Raw genomic sequence first — 1,503 nt, forward strand, 5'->3', positions numbered from 1 at the left:
TGATGTTGTTGTGATTTGACGGCGTGTCGTGTTGATCTCGACTCGTTCCCGCGAATCATGGTGTGGTGCCCGCCGATTCGCGTCCATCCGATGAGGAGTTGGTCGCGCAGAACACCGCCCTGCGAGCCGAGAATGCCGCCTTGAGAGCGGTGATCGAGGAACTGCGAGCCGAGGTCGCCGAGCTGAAACGGCAGTTGGGGCAGAACAGTCAGAACTCGTCGAGGCCGCCGTCGACGGATTCGCCGTTCGCCAAGCCGGCGCCGAAGTCGTTGCGCCGTAGGAGTGGCCGCAAACCCGGCGGCCAGCCAGGGCATCCAGGTTCGACGTTGGCGCTGGTGGACAACCCTGACGAGACACTGCGCCATGAGCCCGGCCCGTGCGCCGGCTGCGGCGGCGATCTGACGGGAGCGCCACAGGCCGGGATGGAGCGCCGCCAGGTGTTCGACCTGCCCCCCATGTCCGTGCGGGTGACCGAGCACCAGCTGATCGCGCGGCGCTGCGGGTGTGGGGCCACGACCTGCGGCGCCGCGCCTGCCGGGGTGAGCGCTTCGGCGTCCTACGGGCCGCGGATCACCGCGATCATCCTGTATCTGTATGTGGGGCAGTTCCTGTCGAAGAACCGCACCGCCCAGGCGCTGGCTGAACTGTTCGGCACCCCGGTCTCGCAGGGCACCGTCGCGGCCATGGCCGAACGCGCCGCCGACGGACTCGACGGTTTCCTTGACCAGGTCACCGACCGACTGGCCGCCGCCGATGTGGCCGGGTTCGACGAGACCGGTCTGCGGGTTGCCACCAGCCTGCACTGGGTGCACTGCGCCCGCACCGATAAATACACGCTGATCACCTGCCACCGAAAGCGTGGCCGCGAGGCGATGGACGCCACCGGGGTGCTGCCCGGGTTTACCGGGGTGGCGGTGCACGACGCGTGGGCGCCCTATGACACCTACATCGACCCGGCACATCAGTTGTGCTGCGCGCATGCCCTGCGTGAGCTGGCCGGCGTCGCCGACACCGCGCCAGCCGAACACGACTGGTGCTGGGCCACCCAGGCCAGCGACGCCCTCACCGCGATGCAGCAGCTGGTAGCCGAAGCCATCGCCGCCGGCGCCGATGCGCTGGACCCCGACGCGCTGGCCGAGCAGGTCCAGCTCTACCGCTCGGCCGCCCAGATCGGGATCACCCAGACCGCAGCACGGTCGGACAAACCGATGAAAAAACACCACGCGCTCGCCCGCCGCCTGATCGACCGGCAAGACGACTACCTGCGCTTCACCACCGACTGGCGAATACCACCAGACAACAACGGATCCGAACGCGACATCCGCATGATCAAACTGCGGCAGAAGGTATCCGGCTGCATGCGCACCCTCACCGGAGCCAAACAGTTCTGCGCCATCCGAAGCTACCTATCCACCGCCGCCAAACACGGCGAGCACTTCTTCGACGCCCTCGTCATGCTCGCCGAGGGCCGACCCTGGATGCCCGCATGACCTGACCAGTTAC

The 1,503-nt window shown here is 67.5% G+C and carries 1 protein-coding gene; it reads left to right on the top strand.

Annotated features, from left to right (window positions below):
- Positions 1-65: 65 nt before the first annotated feature.
- Complete coding sequence (locus ABDV69_RS21460; RefSeq protein WP_343577863.1) at positions 66-1,490, top strand: IS66 family transposase; 1,425 nt, start codon at positions 66-68, stop codon at positions 1,488-1,490.
- Positions 1,491-1,503 lie beyond the last annotated feature (13 nt).

Origin of the sequence: Mycobacterium sp., from assembly GCF_039583785.1 — a bacterium.
Taxonomy (GTDB): domain Bacteria; phylum Actinomycetota; class Actinomycetes; order Mycobacteriales; family Mycobacteriaceae; genus Mycobacterium.